Annotated in this window: 14 protein-coding genes and 1 pseudogene; 13 read left to right on the forward strand and 2 right to left on the reverse strand. The window is 45.2% G+C overall.

Features of this window, described 5'->3' with window-relative positions; genetic code table 11:
- Window positions 1-894: 894 nt before the first annotated feature.
- From VSQ61_RS22850 to VSQ61_RS14805, 5 genes and pseudogenes are all read left to right on the forward strand, one after another.
- A pseudogene (locus VSQ61_RS22850) lies at window positions 895-1134 on the forward strand (hypothetical protein); the annotation flags it as partial.
- 180 nt (window positions 1135-1314) lie between these two features.
- Window positions 1315-2748 carry a transposase gene (locus VSQ61_RS14790; RefSeq protein ID WP_334345165.1) on the forward strand — a complete coding sequence of 478 codons (1434 nt, stop codon included), beginning with the start codon at window positions 1315-1317 and terminating at the stop codon, window positions 2746-2748.
- A gap of 171 nt (window positions 2749-2919) precedes the next feature.
- Window positions 2920-3114, forward strand: coding sequence for an AAA family ATPase (locus VSQ61_RS14795; RefSeq protein ID WP_334345166.1), 195 nt, complete (start codon window positions 2920-2922; stop codon window positions 3112-3114).
- A gap of 66 nt (window positions 3115-3180) precedes the next feature.
- Window positions 3181-3429, forward strand: a complete 249-nt coding sequence (locus tag VSQ61_RS14800; protein WP_334345167.1) for a hypothetical protein — start codon at window positions 3181-3183, stop codon at window positions 3427-3429.
- 167 nt (window positions 3430-3596) lie between these two features.
- The gene (locus VSQ61_RS14805; protein WP_334345168.1) at window positions 3597-6149 is read left to right on the forward strand and encodes a metallophosphoesterase; all 2553 of its coding nucleotides are present in this window, start codon (window positions 3597-3599) and stop codon (window positions 6147-6149) included.
- Window positions 6150-6252: 103 nt separating this feature from the next.
- On the opposite strand, the gene VSQ61_RS14810 is transcribed toward VSQ61_RS14805, so the two are convergent.
- Window positions 6253-7539 carry an HlyC/CorC family transporter gene (locus VSQ61_RS14810; protein ID WP_334345169.1) on the reverse strand — a complete coding sequence of 429 codons (1287 nt, stop codon included), beginning with the start codon at window positions 7537-7539 and terminating at the stop codon, window positions 6253-6255.
- Window positions 7540-7718: 179 nt separating this feature from the next.
- Window positions 7719-8093, reverse strand: a complete 375-nt coding sequence (locus tag VSQ61_RS14815; protein ID WP_334345170.1) for a TIGR04086 family membrane protein — start codon at window positions 8091-8093, stop codon at window positions 7719-7721.
- Between the two features lie 227 nt (window positions 8094-8320).
- On the opposite strand from VSQ61_RS14815, the gene scfA reads away from it, so the two are divergent.
- The 8 genes from scfA to hemZ all read left to right on the forward strand — a co-directional run bounded on the left by scfA (window position 8321) and on the right by hemZ (window position 19463).
- On the forward strand, window positions 8321-8464 hold the full coding sequence (scfA, locus tag VSQ61_RS14820) for a six-cysteine ranthipeptide SCIFF (protein WP_160565146.1): 144 nt from the start codon (window positions 8321-8323) through the stop codon (window positions 8462-8464).
- A 168-nt stretch (window positions 8465-8632) separates the two neighbouring features.
- On the forward strand, window positions 8633-10003 hold the full coding sequence (gene scfB, locus VSQ61_RS14825; RefSeq protein ID WP_334345171.1) for a thioether cross-link-forming SCIFF peptide maturase: 1371 nt from the start codon (window positions 8633-8635) through the stop codon (window positions 10001-10003).
- 152 nt (window positions 10004-10155) lie between these two features.
- Window positions 10156-12297: a protein translocase subunit SecD gene (gene secD, locus VSQ61_RS14830; RefSeq protein ID WP_334345172.1), complete on the forward strand. Its 2142-nt coding sequence runs from the start codon at window positions 10156-10158 to the stop codon at window positions 12295-12297.
- A gap of 118 nt (window positions 12298-12415) precedes the next feature.
- Window positions 12416-14134: a single-stranded-DNA-specific exonuclease RecJ gene (gene recJ / locus VSQ61_RS14835; protein WP_334345173.1), complete on the forward strand. Its 1719-nt coding sequence runs from the start codon at window positions 12416-12418 to the stop codon at window positions 14132-14134.
- A 235-nt stretch (window positions 14135-14369) separates the two neighbouring features.
- Window positions 14370-14894, forward strand: a complete 525-nt coding sequence (locus tag VSQ61_RS14840; protein WP_334345174.1) for an adenine phosphoribosyltransferase — start codon at window positions 14370-14372, stop codon at window positions 14892-14894.
- A 105-nt stretch (window positions 14895-14999) separates the two neighbouring features.
- A complete protein-coding gene (locus VSQ61_RS14845) occupies window positions 15000-17306 on the forward strand; it encodes a RelA/SpoT family protein (RefSeq protein WP_502877045.1) in 2307 nt (768 codons plus the stop codon).
- A gap of 54 nt (window positions 17307-17360) precedes the next feature.
- The gene (locus tag VSQ61_RS14850) at window positions 17361-17987 is read left to right on the forward strand and encodes an MBL fold metallo-hydrolase (RefSeq protein WP_334345175.1); all 627 of its coding nucleotides are present in this window, start codon (window positions 17361-17363) and stop codon (window positions 17985-17987) included.
- A 15-nt stretch (window positions 17988-18002) separates the two neighbouring features.
- Entirely contained in the window at window positions 18003-19463 is a 1461-nt protein-coding gene (hemZ, locus tag VSQ61_RS14855; RefSeq protein WP_334345176.1) for a coproporphyrinogen dehydrogenase HemZ, read from the forward strand.

The following is a 19463-nucleotide window of genomic DNA, read 5'->3' on the forward strand; positions in this document are numbered from 1 at the left end:
AAAATCCTTGAAAAATAAGGAAAAAGACTTGACTAAATAGGGAGGGGTTAGTTGGAACGCACCTATTTGGTTTTTATTGGTTCTCTTTTGGGATGAGTTATTACAACAATTTATGATTAGAATGAATTCATATGTATTTTGGGGATTTTTGGGGATAATATTGGCTTGTTGGATCTTGATTTCAAAATATCAAATAATACTACCATTAGGTTTTCATATTGTACCTGTTGCATTATTGTATTCATCTTTAGGAATTTTTGTAAAAAAAAATTCAGTTAAAAGGTTTATAGTGAAAATGAATTATCAATCGTTGATTTTTTTGATAATTATTAATATATGTTTTGGCGTAATATTTAATTCGACAATTTCTGTATATCATGTTATATATACAAAGTTTTTATTTACTTTTTTAGCTGGTATTGCTGGTATTGTGATCTGGTGGTACCTAGCAATTATAATATCTATTACTGATAAAAAATTTTTACACAAAGAAATAAAACAAATTTTATGTGGTTTTGGAACACATACTGTGCTAATTCTTTGTACACATTATTATCCATTAAAGCTCCTAATGCTAGTCTCTAAAAAATTTTTTGATTTTGATTTATGGCATTATCAAAGTACAATAAAAAGTTTTACTATAAGTATACTACTCTTACTTATATATGCATATGTTATTACACGATATGATAAAATTTCAATAAAGAATTCAATTATAAAATCGGTTTTTGGATGACAACATAAAAGTATGAATTTGATGATATGAAAAAATGCAAAAAAGGAGACCATAATATTTAATAGATTAAATAATTTGTTGGAAAAGTCAAATTTTGATTTTTCTTTTATCTCTACAATGATAGGAATGCTGTTTAATTTTATACTTCCAAGGAGTATTCAAAATCTATTGATTATTATCCTGAACTGATCGATTTTTTGGAAAGCAATACTGCCATAAGATATGGTGTAGTTGTAGTGATTGGCGGAGCGATATGCCTTGATTTAGTATCGTTTGCTGTTTCAACATATATGCGTGGGTTACCGTTTTTTATGATTCCCACGACGCTAATAGGTAAGACGGATGTATGTACAGCAGGAAAGACATGTTTGAACGCACATAATATAAAAAACTTTTAGGAACATTTCATTACCCAAAGATTATATATAACTTGAGAGTTGAAAGTTTTCAATAAAAAATAACCCTTCCGCATGTTTTATGGTATCCTTATAGTCACCACAACAAAAGGATAAAAACCACCCGAAAGAGTTATTGCATGTATGAGTTTACCATACTTTTAGGTGGTTGACCATACGATTATGCTAAATTATATTGAAAATATTCTGTGCCACTTTGAAAACTGTTTTTCCCGCAAAGCTGCTTTCCGTTGGTTTGTGGCTATTATCATAGGGCTTATGCTCCGCTCTGATAAGCTTGGCGTCACTTCCATAATCCGTGACCTTGCGCTTAACCCGGGCTGTTATGACTCCATCCTGCATTTTTTCAGGGCATCCTCCTGGTCGTTAGATGAGATCCGAAAACGTTGGTTCTCTGCCGTCAGGCAATATGCGCTCCTTTACAGAGAAGGAGGCTTCCGTGTCCTTGTAGGAGACGGTGTGAAGCAATCCAAAGAAGGACGCCGTATGCCGGGGGTGAAGAAGCTGTTCCAGGAATCAGAGAATTCCGCAAAACCGGAATACATTCACGGGCATATGTTCGGCGGGCTTGGCATCCTGGCTGGGAGCGTCCGTAACTGGGCATGCATTCCTTTAAGCATCCGGCTCCATGACGGGCTCCAGGCTGCCAGGGAATGGAAAGGCGCATCTGTTTCAGCCGCCTCCCATGTGGTCCAGATGGTGGAGGATGCTTATCATGCCGCTCTTCCTTTTGGAGACTCCCTGCTCCTGCTGGACAGGTATTTCCTTACTGTGCCGGCTCTTGAAAAATTGAAATCCCTTAATGCCAGCGGGGATGTGCGCATGGAAATCATTACAAAAGCGAAAAAATCCTGTACCGCTTTCCAGAAGCCGGGTCCCCGCAAGCCCGGGAGGGGACGTCCGCCTAAAAAGGGGACCACTGTCCATATCAAAGAGCTGTTCGTCTCCCATAATGGGCAGTTCCGGGAAACGGGGATAGAGCTTTATGGCAAAACGGAAACCATCCGTTATTACTGCATTGACTTGTTGTGGGGACAGAAGCTCTACCAGGAGCTGCGGTTTGTGCTGGTGGAAATGAACGGCATCCAGAGCATCCTGGCAAGCACCAGTCTGACACTGGATCCGCTGTCCATTATCCGGCTTTACAGCTACCGGTTCAGGATCGAATGCACATTCCGTGAGCTGAAGCAGCAGACGGGCGCATTCTGCTATCATTTTTGGTCAAAATACATGCCGAAGCTAAACTATTACCAAAGGAATGGGGAGCCAGTACCCTTAGAGCGTGCGGAGGGCGAAAAGCCCCGAAAAAAAATACTGGAAGCCGTACGTGCCATTGAAATGCACATGGCACTGTCCTGCATCGCAATGGGGATACTACAGAGCCTTTCCATCCGCTTTACCGGAAAGATTAGCTCCAGCCAGATCCGTTACCAGAGGACGCCATCCAAAGGAAGGGTTTCCGAGGCAACCCTTATGCACTATTTCCGGCAACATTTTTTCCAACTATTAAGCCAAAAGCCCGAATTATCCATAACACAGATAATTCAGAGATTGCAGAAAGAGCCAGAAGAACAGTGGGATTCTCTGGTTTCTTAGTGGTATAAACTTTCAACTCACAAGTTATTAAATACTTTGAAAAAATTATAGGCCTTATAAAGAACAGAAAATCTTCTAAATAATCCTATGAACTTTCCCAAATATCTGCTAAAATAAAAAAATCAGCAGTTTCATAAACATTAACAGATTCCGCAAGGGAGTGAAACGATCATGAAGACGCCCAAAAACCTGCCCATCGGCATCGAGCATTTTGAAGAAATGCGCAGGGAAGACTTTTACTATGTAGATAAAACAGGGATGATAAAAGAACTGTTAGAAGACAAGGCAAAAGTGAACCTGTTCACCAGGCCAAGAAGATTCGGGAAATCCCTGAATATGAATATGCTCCAATATTTCTTTGAGTAAGGATGCGACAGCAGTCTCTTTAAAGGCCTTGCCATAGAAAAAGAGGAAAAGCTCTGTCGGGAATACATGGGAAAATTTCTGGTGGTTTCGGTTACCCTAAAGGGAGCCGGATCCGGAAACTTTGGGACGGCCAGGGAGATGCTGGCTTCTATCATAGGAAACGAAGCAATGAGGCTCCCGTTTTTGGAGAAGAGCAGAGAACTTTCCGCTAGGGAAAAAGAGCAATACAAGCAGCTTGTAAACGTAGATACGACCGGCCGGCATGCATTTATTATGCCGGATGCCAAAAGGCTCTTGATCAGATTGAAAAAATGAGCTATGATGCCAGGCTTTTCCAGGATGGAATGACCAGGATTTTGAAATACGGAATTGCATGCAGGAAGAAGAATTGTCTGGTGCGGCTTGGAGAATTGAATGAAGCGGCTGATTAAATTCACATTATGCCAATAGCTGAAAAGCGGAAGAAAATGGGGGAGGAAAATATGTTTTTTTTACATTTATCTGATATGCATTTTGGCATGAACCCAAATGGCGGTGAAGATGAGACCGGGCTGGCAGTCAGAAGCAATTATATGAATGTGCTGGCAAATCTGATTTATGAGATCAATCAGAAGAAAAAGATTGATTTTATTTTAGTCACCGGAGATATTGCATGGAGGGCCGCGTCAAAGGATTATGCAAAGGCTGAAAAATGGTTAAAAGATATATTGGAACGATGCAAATTGCTGCCGGAGAGGGTTTTTGTTTGTCCGGGAAACCATGATGTTGAAAGAGACTTTGTGGAGCAATTGGAATTTCCGAGGGCTCAAAATATAGCGGATAAATATCTACGCATAGAAAAACTGGACGAGCTTGGCATGAGATTTAAGCATTATACGGAATTTTTTCATCAGATGGGCTTGGAAGAGTATACAATTGGTTCGAGAAAAAGTCCTCTGGTGGGAATTAGGAACATGGCTGATTTCAGGGTGATCTGCTTAAATACGGCATGGTATGCAAAGGGCAATGAAGTAAAGGATAGAATGTGGGTTGGCTCCGGATTTATGGAGGTTATAAAAAGAGAACTTTCAGAGTGCAAGAAAAAGCCAACTATAGTGATTATGCACCATCCCAACACTTCCTGGAATGAAGAGGAACGCTGTGACTTTGGGCATAATACGAATGTATTTAAGGAAATATGCGAGATGGCGGATATTGTGCTGTCTGGTCATACGCATGAGACGAATGGTCTGAATATAAATGCGGGCAATGCGTTGGTAGTGTCTGGCGGTGCGCTCTATCAGGACAAGCACTATCCACATTGTTTTTATGCATATGAAATCAATTTTGATGCTGCAAATTGTGAGCAGAAAAGAATACGGTATTATTATTCAAGCGGGCAATGGGATAGTAAGGAAGAAAAAATCACATTGCCGGGAAATAATAGGTGGAAAAGGACTGAATCCGGGGAAAAAGCAAATGAAGATAACCAGATTGCAGAAACAGCCGCTTTGGAACAAGAGGAAGATATTGTCACACAGTCAAATTTGTTTTGCATAGCAGGAAAAACAATAAGATTTTTACCGATTATATGTTCATGGAATCATGGTGAGGATGAATATTATTTCGGAGATGTAGTGACGAATATCAAAAATGCAAGCTATAAAATGCCTTCAGATATTTATGAATGTTTTCTTCAAACAGCAGATGCACCGGAAGATATTCTTGAAAATGTTTATGAGGAAAAGGTGAGGATAGATAATTACTCTGTGAAGATTATGGGAGGGAATAATCCGCACCAGCTTATTTTTGATTTTTCAAGGGTAAAATATAAGGATTTTTTGATTGTAAAATCGGTTATGGATCAGCAGCTTGCGTCTGGTGCTACTGTAAGAAGCAAATATTTCAATTACAAGCACTCTTTGATTACAAGCTGGCTTCCTAACATATGCGGTGTTGGAATATTTATTATTACATCGGATAATAAGATACTTATATCAAAATCTTCAAAAAATGTGGCTGTAAATCCGGAACGCTATATCTATACAGCCAGTGGAAGTATGAACTGGGCGGATGAGAAAACAAATCCCTTTTGTGATATTATCAGAGAATGCGAAGAAGAGATCGGATATTGTCCTGATATTGAGAAGCTGAAATTGTACTCTTTCGGAATAGACTATGACACAGGGTACTATCAATTTTCATTTTATGAGAAATCGGATAAAACAGCAGAAGAGCTTATGGAGAATGCTTCCATGGCGAGAGATTTTCATATAGAATTGCAGAAGATAATAGCTGTGGATTTTCACTATAAGGCAGTGTGGAAATTGATTTCGGAAAATGAATGGGATGAAACGGCAAAAGCGAATTTAATTACGTTAATGGTAAAGAATTTCAGCAAACGGATCGTAGAAAAGCATATTGATCCAAATAGAAAAAAGAAGAATTTCCGGCATCAAGTCATACAGGAATGGGAGAGAAGGGCACAAAGGGAGGGATGCCTGGCAGTATTAAGCAATCGATATCCGGCAGTGCATATTTCTCAAATATCGGAGGATTATTATAAAAAAGTAATTTCTTTTATAGATGACAATTTATCGGACAAAACAGTGATTGAAATAGGAGGGGGAATCGGTTTATTTACAAAATATTTTGCAGAGCATGCAAAAAGCATCACTTGTGTGGATGTTTCCAAGGGGATGCTTCAAAGGAACAGAGATTTTTTAGGAGAGCAGTTAGCAAAAAAGGTCAATTATGTAAATTGCTTTTTTCAAGATTATCAGGAAGACATACACTTTGATTTGCTGATATGTTCTCTGGTCCTGATACATAATGCGGATGAGCTGCAGGAAATTGTATGGAATATGAGACGAATGGCGGATACCATCTATTTATTTGAGCATGTGGAGGATGGCGCCCAGGTGAGCAGATATACAGAACCTAAAACAAAAAATGAATATATCAATTTGTTTCCGGAATTTGATGTTGAAAAGACAGATTCTCATATGCTGTTTACGGATCATATTGCATGTATCAAGCTTGTTCGGAGTATATGAAAAACTAAAATCTATTATAGGCAGTGCCCAATCGGGAAATGTATGAAGAAAAGGCAGCAAGAAAATTATGATCTTGCTGCCTTTTCTTCATACATTTAAGCTGCTATTCCTTATCAGCCGCAGGCGCTTCTTCATCCTCCGCCGGCAGATAAATATGCACCTTATCAATCCGGTTCTTCTCCACCTCATCCACTACCAGCCGAATCCCGTTCTCCGTAGTCACGGATTCCCCGGACTGGGGCAGCCGGTCCAGAAGCTCAATCACAATACCGCCGATAGAGTCATAATCTTCCGACTCAAGGTCCAGACCAATCTGATCCTGCAGATCCTCAAGCTTGGAAGAACCCTCCACAATATATTCATAATCACTGATTTTACGAATCAGTTCTTTTTCCGATTCATCATACTCATCCCGGATTTCTCCCACAATCTCCTCCAGCAGATCCTCCAGGGTTACAAGGCCCACAGTTGCGCCGTACTCATCTAAGACAATAGCCAGGCTGATGGAATTCTCACGCATCTCCATCATCAGTTCCGAGGACTTTTTGAACTCATGGGTAAAATAAGCCTCTCGGAGAATATGCCGCACATCAAAATGCTCCTTGTCCTCATAGAGAAGCAGATCCTTTACATTCAAAATACCCAGAATATTGTCCCGGTGTTCCTCATAGACAGGAAGTCTGGTAAATAAATCCTGCCGGTATACTTCAATGGTTTCCGCATAAGAGGCATTGACATTTAAGAAAGTCATATCCACCCGGGGAACCATGATATCCTTTGCCTGATGGTCGTCTAAGTCAAACACATTGTTGATCATCTTGCGCTCTTCGCTCTCAATAGCGCCGTCCTGATGGCTGACCTCAACAATGGTACGGATCTCATCCTCCGTATAAATGTCATTCCGCTTGTTGGGGTCCACACGGAGAAGTTTCAGCACGCCCATGGAAAAAGTATTGATGATGAAAATGAGGGGCGTAGCAATCTGCATCCAGCTGTAAATAATGCCTGCAAAGCGCAGAGACAGCTTTTCCGCAGAAAGTGTTGCACAGGTTTTTGGGGTAATTTCTCCAAAAACAAGCACCAGAAAGGTCAAAATACCTGTTGCAATACCGGCTCCGGCGCTTCCAAAGGCTTTGGTGGCAATAACAGTACCAAGAGAAGAAAGACTCATGTTGACGATGTTATTTCCGATTAAAATAGCGCTGAGCATTTTGGAAGGCTGCTCCAGAACCTTTTGAAGCATCAGGGCACGCTTGTCCCCCTCTTCTATCAGGGTCAGGACTCTGATTTTGTTTATGGTAGTTAACGCAGTCTCCGCAGAAGAAAAAAATGCGGAAAGACCTAACAACAGTAGTAGTACGGCCAATTGTATGGCGTCACTTGGATCCAAGAAAAGTTCACTCCTTTGTATAATGTGCCTTCAGGCAGCCAGGGCAAAGTCCGGTCCGGCTCCGTGGGGCAGTAATAAAGTATCTTTTTTACTATACAATACTTTTTGCGGAAATGCAAGTATGGGGTTGCTATCCGGCCCGGGTCAAACACGCTGCTGATTAACTTGGAGCCGGAAGCTTAGGACACCATCCCTCCCAGGGTTCCTCCGGCGGTACACAAAATCAGTGTTGTTACAAAATGAGAGGACCCGCTTCCGAAGCTCTGGTTCACCGCCAGGGAAATCAAAGCAAGAATGGCGAAATAGAGCAGTCCGGCGGCGGCGCCCCAAAGGAATTTTCTGGTTTTCATCATTTTACCCTCCAGAAATCCGCCGAGAAAGCTGGAAAGCACATAGACAATGATGATTCCGATATTGACCTTGGGCTCCGAAAGCTGAAATTTGTACAGAAGGAGAGCCAGAAATAAAAGCAGAACTCCGGTAATGATATAAGCGCTTAAAAGCGATTTCAGCATCCGTATTGCCATATTTTGATAAGTTTTTCCTTTATCCATAATGATCCTCCCGGAATGAATGCATAGGGGAGCCGCCGCAGGGCGATCCTCTTGCTGTTATTTAAAACAAATATATGAACAGGCCGGAGAAAAAATACTTTCAAATTATGCAAGAGTATGTTATACTGTGTGCGTCAGCGTTGCGTTCCGGCAGATGTTTTTTGTATTGGAACAGCCAAAGGAGGGAACGGCAACCAGGTAATATACGAAACAGGAGGGTGAAGAGGATGAAGCATATTCAGACTTTAAACACACAGATTTTACAGAATACCGTAAAAAAGGGCGGCTGCGGTGAGTGCCAGACTTCCTGCCAGTCCGCATGCAAGACTTCTTGCACGGTAGGAAATCAGACCTGTGAGAATCACAAATAGCAGAACTCACATGAAACATTAGGAACAGGAACAGGGTGTCTCAAAAGCCCAGGGCAGCAGGCGGGCTTTTGGGACATCCTTGTTGTGCGATGAGAAATGCCAGGTTTTCCTGCCGCACAATCAGCCTTTGAGTGAGACTCTCATGATACGGCGAGAAAGGGGACAAAGATGGTCCATCAATATAGAAATAACGGCTACAATATTGTGCTGGATGTAAACAGCGGCGCAGTTCATGTGGTAGATGAGCTGGCGTATGAAGCAATTGCGCTCTATGAAAAAGAAAGCGCTGAGGAGATTGTGAATCAGCTTCAGGACCGGTATCCAAAGGAAGAGATCCGGGAGGTCCTGGAGGATATTGAAAAGTTGAAAAATCAGGGCATTCTCTTTACGGAGGATACCTATAAAGATAAAATCATTGACTTTAAAAAGCGGTCCACCGTAGTGAAAGCTCTGTGCCTGCATATTGCCCATGACTGCAATCTGGCCTGTCAGTATTGCTTTGCGGAAGAGGGTGAATACCATGGACGCCGGGCGCTGATGAGCTATGAGGTGGGAAAGCGGGCATTGGATTTTCTGATTGAGAATTCCGGAAGCCGGAGAAATCTGGAGGTAGACTTCTTTGGCGGTGAGCCGCTGATGAACTGGCAGGTAGTAAAGGATCTGGTGGCTTACGGCAGAGAGCAGGAGAAGCTTCATGATAAGAAGTTTCGGTTTACCCTGACCACCAACGGCGTGCTCCTGAATGACGAGGTAATGGAATTTGTCAATCGAGAAATGAGCAATATGGTTCTGAGCATTGACGGCCGGCAAAGGGTTCATGACAAGATGCGTCCTTTCCGGAATGGAAAGGGAAGCTATGAGCTGGTTGTTCCCAAGTTCCAAAAAGCGGCCGAAAGCCGGAATCAGAATAATTATTATGTGAGAGGAACTTTCACTCGGAATAACCTTGATTTCAGCGAGGATGTTCTGCATCTTGCGGATCTGGGCTTTAAGCAGATTTCCGTGGAGCCGGTGGTGGCGTCTCCGGAGGAGCCCTATGCCATTAGGGAAGAGGATATTCCGTTGATCTGTGAGCAGTATGATCGCCTGGCGGCGGAGATGGTAAAGCGTCATGGAACAGATCAGGATTTCAACTTCTTCCATTTTATGATTGATTTAACAGGAGGGCCTTGTGTCTACAAGCGTTTATCAGGCTGCGGCTCCGGTACGGAATATCTGGCTGTGACGCCCTGGGGAGATCTCTATCCCTGCCATCAGTTTGTGGGCGAAGAGAAGTTCCTTATGGGAAATGTATTCGATGGGATTCAAAATACGGATCTTCGGGACGAATTCAAGGGCTGCAATGTGTATGCCAAGGAAAAATGCAGAGACTGCTTCGCCAGATTCTACTGCAGCGGCGGCTGTGCGGCTAATTCATATAATTTCCATGGCTCTATCAATGACGCCTATGACATCGGGTGTGAGCTGCAGCGCAAGCGTGTGGAGTGCGCTGTTATGATAAAGGCGGCTACGGCTGAAACAGCCGTAGATGTAGAATGACGGTAAAGTCACAAAGGCACAGCAACTTTAAACAGCAATACCCCCGAAGTGCATAGAAGAATTTACAGACGTATGCTTTTGCGGCTGGAAATTCTTCTGGATAAAGATGCGCTGAGAGGGGTATTGCGGAACTTGAAATAGGAGGAAAAGAGATGAAAAAAAATACGGGAATACTTACCCTGTTGCTTACTCTGATAGTGACAGCCGGCCTGATCTACGGTGCGGCCGTAGGCTTCGGGGCGAGCCGGACAGGTGCGGCAGAAAATATTAAGCTGGGCCTTGATTTGGCCGGAGGTGTCAGCATTACCTATCAGACGGTGATTGACAATCCCACCAAGGAGCAGATGGATGATACCATCTACAAGCTTCAGAGGCGTGTGGAAGGCTACAGCACGGAGGCTCTGGTATATCAGGAGGGAGACAATCGGATTAACATTGAGATTCCCGGTGTGTCGGATGCCAATACGATTCTGGAAGAGCTGGGACGTCCCGGATCCCTGGAATTCCAGGACATTTCAGGAAATGTTCTTATTGAGGGAACGGATATTAAAGGAGCTGAGGCAAAGGCTTATTCGGACAATCTGGGCAACAACTCTTATCAGGTGGCTTTGACTCTGACTGACGAGGGAGCCGAGAAATTTGCCGAGGCTACAAGAGAGAATCTGGGCAGGCAGATCCCTATCGTTTATGACGGAGAGGTAATCAGTGCGCCTACGGTACAGTCTGAGATTACGGACGGCAATCCGTCTATTACGAATATGGAATCCTATGAGGCTGCGGAGCGTCTGGCCTCTACTATTCGGATTGGTTCTCTTCAACTGGAACTTCAGGAGTTGAGATCTAAGGTTGTAGGGGCACAGCTGGGAGAGAAAGCTATTTCCAGCAGTTTAAAGGCCGGTGCTGTGGGTTTTGTATTAGTAATTCTGTTTATGCTTGTGATTTATCTGCTTCCGGGTCTTGCTTCGGGCATTGCGCTGACTATCTATGTGGCTTTGATGCTGGTGATGCTCAATGCTTTTGAAATGACGCTGACGCTGCCGGGTATTGCAGGTATTATCCTGAGCATCGGTATGGCTGTGGATGCCAATGTCATTATTTTTGCCCGGATTCGGGAGGAGCTTGCTACGGGAAAGACCGTGCGCTCCGCTATGAAGATTGGATTTAAAAAGGCTCTGTCCGCTATTGTGGACGGTAATATTACTACCTTGATTGCAGCAGTTGTTCTGGGGCTTCGGGGCTCGGGAAGTGTAAAGGGCTTTGCCCAGACTCTGGCCCTTGGTATTGTCCTTTCTATGTTTACGGCTCTTGTGGTGACACGGCTGGTTTTGAACGCTCTGTATGCTTTGGGACTTAAGAATGAAAAGATTTACGGAGTACAAAAGGAGCGCAGGACCATTGATTTCCTTGGAAAGAAAAATATATGTTTCCTGGTATCCGCTGCTGTGATTTTGGCCGGCATTGCAGTTATGGGCGTCCAGGCCGGACGGGGAGCAGGAGCATTGAATTACAGCCTGGAATTTCAGGGCGGCACGTCTACCACCATTCCGTTTACAGAAGCTATGACCATTGAGGAGATTGATGCCAATGTGAAGCCGGTGGTGAGTGAGGTTATCGGAAGCAATGAGATTCAGGCTCAAAAAGTCCAGGGAAGCAATGACGTGGTAATTAAGACGAAAGAACTTTCTCTGGAGACCAGACAGGCGCTGAATGCGACTCTGGCGGAGCAGTTTGGAGTGGATGAGACGGCGATTACGGCGGAGAGTATTAGTTCCTCAATTAGCAATGAGGTTCGGGCGGACGCAGTGATTGCGGTGATTATGGCTTCTGTTTTAATGCTGCTGTATATTTGGTTCCGATTTAAGGACCTGCGGTTTGCGGCCAGTGCGGTGACGGCGCTGGTGCATGATGTACTGGTGGTTCTGGCTTTTTATGCGGCGGCGAGAATCTCTGTGGGGAATACATTTATTGCCTGTATGCTGACCATTGTGGGATATTCTATTAATGCGACGATTGTTATTTTTGACCGGATTCGGGAGAATATGGCTGCGGCGGGGAAAAAGGATGAGCTGAAAGAGATTGTTAATCGGAGTATTACGCAGACTTTGACAAGGAGTATATATACGTCTTTGACTACATTTATTATGGTGGCTGCATTGTTTGTGCTGGGCGTGGCTTCTATTCGGGAGTTTGCGCTGCCGCTTATGGTGGGGATTGTCTGCGGGGCTTATTCTTCCGTTTGTATTACGGGAGCGCTCTGGTATGTGATGAAGACTAAGATTCAGAAGAAGGGTTGACAGAAGAGACGGAGGGGACTGCCGCAAAGCAAGTCATGGGGCTTTGCGGCAGTCCCCTCCTGACTTTCCGGAGAGAGTTGTTTTGGCTTATTCATAATAGGAAAAGGGGAGAATGGACATGAGAGAACAGTGGATTGAGGCGCCTAAGATAGAGGGAAATCAGGAATTGGCCCAGAGGCTTCGGGTGAGTCCTTTGACGGTTCGGATGATTCGGAACCGGGCGGGGATGAGTGAGGAGGCTGTTCGGGATTATCTTTACGGGGAGATCGGCAGTCTGGCGGATCCCCTGCTTATGAAAGGGATGAGTGAGGCGGTTCGTCTGCTTCGCGAGAAAAGGGATAATGGGGCTTCCGTCCGGATTATTGGAGATTATGATATTGACGGGGTAAATGCCACGCATATTCTTCTTACGGGGCTTAGGAGGATTGGGATTAAGGCGGATACGGTGATTCCGGATCGGATGAGAGATGGATATGGGATTAATGAGAATCTGATTCGGGAGGCGGCTGAGGCCGGGATTGATACGATCGTTACTTGCGATAACGGAATTGCGGCGGCGGGGGAAATTGCTTTTGCCAAGGACTTAGGGATGACAGTATTGGTGACGGATCACCATGAGATCCCTTACCGGGAGGAAGCGGACGGAGGGCGCACGCCTGTTTTGCCGCCGGCAGATGTGATTGTGAATCCCAAGCAGGCAGATTGTGACTATCCTTTTAAATGCCTTTGCGGGGCGGCGGTTGCCTGGAGGCTTGTACAGGCTCTCTACAGGGCGGAGGGGATTTCGGAGGAAGAGGCTCTTAATCTGGCGGAATTTGCGGCGGTTGCTACGGTGGGGGATATTATGGAGCTTACGGGAGAGAACCGAATCCTGGTTCGATATGGACTTAAGCGGCTGGAGCAGACGGGAAATTTTGGATATCGTGGGCTGATTGCGGTAAATGGGCTGGAGGGAAAGAAGCTGACGGCCTATCACATTGGATTTGTGATTGGGCCCTGTATTAATGCCAGCGGACGGCTGGATACGGCGAAGCGTGCTTTGAATCTTCTGGGAGCGGAAACTCCCGGTCAGGCGGAAGAACTGGCAGGAGATCTGAAAGCCCTGAATGACAGCCGGAAAGCGCTGACTGTTAAGGGCACGGAGGAGGCCGTAAGGCAGATTGAGGAAACAACATTAAAGGCGGATCGGGTTTTGGTGGTGTATCTTCCGGATTGTCATGAGAGTCTGGCGGGTATTATCGCAGGCCGGATTCGGGAACGCTATTATCGTCCCTGTTTTATTCTTACGAATGGGGAGGATGGAGTGAAAGGCTCCGGGCGTTCGATTCAGGGATATCACATGTTTGATGAGATGACGAAGGTCCGGGAATTATTTACCCGTTACGGGGGGCATCCTATGGCGGCCGGACTTTCTATGGAGCCGGATAAAGTGGAGGAGCTTCGCCGCCGGCTGAACGAGAACTGTACTTTGACAGAAGAGGATCTGCTGCCGAAGAAATCCTATGATGCGGTACTGCCCATACAGTATGCGGGTGAGCAGCTGATAGAAGAACTGGAGCTTCTGGAGCCTTTTGGAAAGGGAAATGAGAAGCCGCTTCTTGCGGCAGGAAATTTGCTGGTGAAAAGCGCCCGCATTATCGGGAAGAATGCCAATGTACTGAAGCTTGTTTTGGAGGACGGGAAAGGCACTCGGATGGAAGCCATCAGCTTTGGAGATGTGGAGGGGGATCTGGAATACATAGAGAGCAAGGACAGGATCTCTGTACTTTATTATCCGGAAATGAATGAATATATGGGACGGCGTACGGTTCAACTGGTGATTACGGCTTACCGTTAGCGCAGATGGGGCGGTTTGTAAAGTGTTGTCAAATGGAAAAAACCGTGCTATAATTAGTTCCATTAATGAACAGGGGCGGGTACTCTGTTGTTTTGTATGTCACTTATTATTGGGATAAACACCCTATGGGCATATTTTTATGCACAAAAAAACATGTGCATATTGAGGAAACACCCTGCGGGTATACCTTTATGCACAAAAAACATGTGCATAATAATGAAAGGAGCATAAAGGGATGAAAAAACTGGAAGAATATGTAAGAAGTATTCCGGATTTTCCGGAGAAAGGGATTATTTTTCGTGATGTGACTTCTGTGCTGCAGGATGCGGATGGCCTGCATTTGGCTATAGATTCCATGCAGGAGCTTTTAAAAGACGTGGATTTTGACGTGGTGGTAGGAGCTGAATCCAGAGGCTTTGTGTTTGGAACGCCCATTGCTTATAATCTGCATAAGCCCTTTGTGCTGGTACGTAAGAAAGGCAAACTGCCCTGTGAGACCATTTCCAAGGAATATGATTTGGAGTATGGAAGTGCGGTGATTGAGATGCATAAGGATTCTATTAAGCCGGGACAGAAAGTGGTTCTGGTGGATGACCTCATTGCTACGGGCGGAACCATACAGGCGGCTGCGGAGCTGGTGGAGTCCCTGGGTGGAGAGGTTGTGAAGATTATCTTCCTTATGGAGCTTGCAGGTCTTAAAGGCAGGGAGAAGCTTGCCAAGTATGATGTGGCGTCTGTGATCTGCTACGAGGGGAATTAATGCATTTTGCAAAAGCGCCTCTATAATAGTTATTTTTGTATATATGGCAGCGTGTCGGGCGAACATGTGGGTTTAGAAATGGAACAAGAAGCAGGTGGTTGACAGATGGCAGAAATGAAGATTGGCGTAAAAGACCGGGATGGAGTCTTGACCAGAGCTGATGAGAATGTAAAGACCATGCAGGATTTTACGGATCCGGCGGAGCTTTATCAGGAATTGCTCAAAAGCGTACGGAAGTACCATCCATCCACGGATATTTCCATGATTGAAAAAGCATATCGAATTGCCTCTGAAGCTCATGAGGGGCAGCTTCGCAAATCGGGTGAACCTTATATCATTCATCCTCTTTGTGTTGCCATCATTCTGGCGGATCTGGAGCTGGATAAGGAGACGATTGTGGCAGGGCTTCTTCATGATGCAGTGGAAGATACGGTTATGACCACGGATGAGATTGCCCGGGAGTTCAGTGATGAGGTGGCGCTTCTGGTGGACGGCGTTACTAAGCTGGGGCAGTTGTCTTACTCCAAGGATAAGATTGAGATTCAGGCGGAGAATCTGCGGAAGATGTTTCTTGCTATGGCAAAGGACATCCGTGTGATTTTGATTAAGCTGGCAGACCGTTTGCACAATATGCGCACGCTCCAGTATATGAAACCGGAGAAGCAGAAGGAAAAGGCCCGGGAGACTATGGACATTTATGCCCCGGTTGCCCAGAGGCTCGGTATTTCCAAAGTAAAGAATGAACTGGACGATTTGTCCTTAAAGTATCTGGAGCCGGAGGTTTATTATGAACTGAAGGAGCAGATTTCCGATAAAAAGAGTGCAAGAGAGGCTTTTGTACAAGAGATTGTAAGTCAGGTAAAGCACCATATGGAGAATGCAGGGATTGATGCCCATGTGGACGGCCGGGTCAAGCACTTTTTCAGCATTTATAAAAAAATGGTGAACCAGAATAAGACGCTGGATCAGATCTATGATTTGTTTGCAGTGAGGATTATTGTGGACACGGTGAAGGACTGCTATGCAGCTCTTGGAGTGATCCACGAGATGTACACGCCGATTCCGGGGCGGTTCAAGGACTATGTGGCTATGCCTAAGCCCAATATGTACCAGTCTCTTCACACGACGCTTATAGGGCCCAACGGACAGCCCTTTGAGATTCAGATTCGTACCTTTGAGATGCATAAGACTGCCGAGTACGGAATTGCGGCTCATTGGAAGTACAAAGAGAGCAGTGACGGCAGGAAAACCGTGGATCAGCAGGAAGCGGAGAAGATGAGCTGGCTGCGGCAGATTCTGGAATGGCAGAGGGATATGTCTGACAACAAGGAATTTATGAACCTGCTGAAAAGCGATTTGGATCTGTTTTCTGAGAGTGTTTACTGTTTTACGCCTTCCGGGGACGTGAAAACTCTGCCCAGCGGCTCTACACCCATTGATTTTGCCTACAGTGTTCACAGCGCTGTGGGGAACCGGATGATTGGCGCCCGTGTAAATGGAAAGCTGGTTACGATTGATTATACCATACAGAATGGAGACCGCATTGAGGTGCTGACCTCTCAGAATTCCAGAGGGCCCAGCCGTGACTGGCTGAATGTGGTAAAGAGTACTCAGGCGAAAAATAAGATTAATCAATGGTTCAAGCACCAGTTTAAGGATGAAAATATACTTAAGGGCAAGGAACTGCTGGCTCAATACTGCAAGGTAAAGTCCATTAATATGCACGATATTATGAAGCCGGAATTTCAGAATGTGGTAATGCGGAAATACGGCTTTCGGGACTGGGACTCTGTTTTGGCAGCCGTTGGTCACGGAGGTTTAAAAGAAGGTCAGGTCATCAATAAGATGACAGAGGAGTATGAGAAGCTCCATAAGAAAGAAGTTACCGATGAAAAGGTATTGGAGGCGGTTACAGACAATAAGGACAGTAAGATTCGGATAGCCAAGTCCAAGAGCGGAATTGTGGTTAAAGGGCTTGCGGATGTGTCTGTGCGGTTTTCCAAATGCTGCAGCCCGGTGCCGGGAGATGAGATTATTGGCTTTGTAACCCGGGGCAGAGGGGTATCCATCCATCGAACGGACTGCATCAATGTGCTGAATCTACAGGAGCTTGAGCGGCGTCGCCTTATTGATGCAGAGTGGCAGGATATGGGAGCGATTGCTTCCGGAGAAAAATATACTACAGAGATTAAAATTTATGCCAATAACCGGACGGGATTGCTGGTGGATATTTCCCGTATATTTACAGAGCGGAACATTGATATGACCAGTATTAATGTGCGGACCAGCAAGCAGGGGACGGCGACCATCTCCATTACCTTTGATATTGGAGGTAAGGACGAACTGCAGCGGATTGCAGAGAAGCTGCATCAGGTGGAGAGTGTACTGGATATTGAGCGGGCTATGGGCTGACAGAGACAAAAAGGGCAGGATGGACTGCCGAAGGAAGAAAGGAAGACAGGCAGAATGAAGATAGAGACGCTTGCTTTAGGGGATGTGAGAACCAATTGCTATCTTCTGATACAGGAGAAGACAAAGGAAGCTATTGTGGTGGATCCGGCGGATCGGGCTGATGTGATTGCAAGGAAAGCCATGGACGAGGGATTGACTTTAAAGGCCATTTTCCTGACTCATGGTCACGGAGATCACATTCTTGCAGTTTCCGATCTGAAACGGGACTTTGGGCTGAAGGTCTATGCCGCAGAGGCGGAAAAGCCATTGCTTTTGGAACCATCCCAGAACTTATCAAAGGCTCTTTTTGGAGTAGCAGTTACAGTCTGTCCGGATGTACTGTTGAAGGATGGGCAGGAGTTTGAAGAAGCAGGTATGCATTTCTGCTTTCTTCACACGCCGGGACATACACCGGGAGGCGGCTGTTATTATCTGCCTGAGGAGAGGGTGCTGTTTAGCGGAGATACGTTATTCTGCGGTTCCATAGGGCGGACGGATTTTCCGGGAGGAAGCTTATCCGAGTTAGTGCGCTCAGTAAAGGAAAAGCTTCTGATATTGCCGGAGGACGTGAAGGTGTATCCGGGCCATGAGGAAATGACCACCATTGGGCATGAAAAGAAATATAATCCATATATGGGATAAAAAGTGAGCAGAATCATGATTGAAGTAAAGGTGAATCAGGAAAGCTTTGCATACGATATTCATTCGTTGATTAAAGCTTTTTACCCGGAAGAGGAAGTAAATGTCCGTGAAAAGGAGACGTTTACAGAAGATACATTCCTGCAGATAGCGGTGGATGTGAGGGATGAGGAAATCGAATTTGCATTATACGAAAATCAGGCTCTTCAAAAGAAGAGCCGTGTTTGTGTGAAAAATCCGGAACGAAAGCTGGTTAAGAATCAATTAAAGCAGTTGATTTATAGTGTACTTTCCGATTATACGGGAAGGACTTTGCCCTGGGGAACCCTTACGGGCATTCGTCCGGTGAAGATTCCCATGGCTATGCTGGAACAGGGCAGCTCCAATGTGGAGATCGCAGATTATATGCGCAGCACCTATCTTTGCAGTAATGAAAAGACGGCCCTGGCCATTTCCATTGCAAACAGGGAACGGGAGGTGCTGAAGGGGCTGGATTATCAGGATGGCTATAGCCTCTATGTGGGAATTCCGTTTTGTCCAAGCATCTGCCTGTACTGCTCATTTTCTTCCTCTCCTTTGAAGCTCTGGGAGAAACAGGTAGAAAATTATCTGGAAGCGCTTTTTTCGGAACTTCGTTTTATTGGAAAGGCTTATAAGGGACGGAAGCTGAATACGATTTATGTAGGCGGCGGCACACCCACTACGCTTACGGCTTCCCAACTGGAGTGTTTGCTGGGTGTCCTTGAGGAATGCTTTGACTATGGATATCTTAAGGAGCTGACAGTGGAGGCCGGCCGGCCGGACAGTGTAACGCTGGAAAAATTTCAGGTGCTGAAGGCCCATGGAGTGACCCGTGTCTCAGTAAATCCTCAGACCATGAATCAGGAGACGCTCTGTCTGATCGGCCGGAAGCATACGGTGGAACAGACGAAGGAAGCTTTTTATCTGGCAAGGGAAGCCGGCTTTGACAACATTAACATGGATTTGATTGTGGGGCTGCCGGGAGAAGAGCTGCCGCAGGTGCAGCACACCTTGGAAGAGCTTCGGATTTTGAAGCCGGACAGTATTACGGTCCATTCTCTGGCGGTGAAACGTGCGGCACGCCTTAGACTGTTTCAGGATGAGTACCGGGAGATGGGGCTGAAAAATAGTCAGGAAATTATGGATCTGGCTTATTTAAGCTGTGCGGAGCAGCAGCTTTATCCATACTATTTGTACCGTCAGAAGAATATGGCAGGAAATTTTGAAAATGTAGGGTATGCAAAGGTTGACAAAGCAGGAATTTACAATATACTGATTATGGAGGAGAAACAGACCATTCTGGCAGCAGGAGCAGGGGCGGCATCGAAGTTTGTATTGAACGCAGATCATATAGAGCGTGTGGAGAATGTAAAGGATGTGGCTCAGTATATCAGCCGGATTGAGGAAATGATAGAGCGCAAAAGAAGTTTTTTACTGCGTTGCGGAACAGGAATATAG

This window comes from Candidatus Merdisoma sp. JLR.KK006, from assembly GCF_036941035.1.
In the GTDB taxonomy this organism is placed as follows: Bacteria; Bacillota; Clostridia; order Lachnospirales; family Lachnospiraceae; genus Laedolimicola.